The following is a 457-nucleotide window of genomic DNA, read 5'->3' on the forward strand; positions in this document are numbered from 1 at the left end:
GCAAGTACATTTCCACGAAGTGGGCGCCGCGGACAGCATCGCGGACGTAGTGGGTGCGGCTATTTGTTTGGAGGCCTTGGGTGCGCCGCAAATTTTTGCTTCGCCTACCGAGCTTGGCGGCGGTTTTGCGCACTGCGCTCACGGCAGGCTGCCCGTACCGGCGCCTGCGGTTTGCCAAATTTTAAAAAGCGCGCAAGTAAGCCTAGGGCGAGCGAATTTCGAGATGACTACGCCCACAGGAGCGGCGATTTTAAAGGCCTGCGCACTAAATTTAAGGGAGCAAGACCGCCGCGAGTCGCCGCGAAATTTTAAAATTTTAAGCACGGGCTACGGCGCTGGCGATAAAGACATCGCAGATTTTGCCAACGCGCTTCGCGTGATACTTTGCGAAACGAGCGAGGATTTAGGCTTGAGAGATGAGCCAAATTTGAGCGTGCAGATCGGCTATGGCGAGCTT

Annotated in this window: 1 protein-coding gene; it reads left to right on the top strand. The window is 55.6% G+C overall.

Annotation, left to right across the window (positions count from 1 at the left end):
* Positions 1 to 457, top strand: a 457-nt coding sequence (gene larC / locus CYP43_RS03900; protein ID WP_141089838.1) for a nickel insertion protein, incomplete at both ends; no start/stop codon positions are given.

Origin of the sequence: Campylobacter concisus, from assembly GCF_002913045.1 — a bacterium.
Classification (GTDB): Bacteria; Campylobacterota; Campylobacteria; order Campylobacterales; family Campylobacteraceae; genus Campylobacter_A; species Campylobacter_A concisus_AP.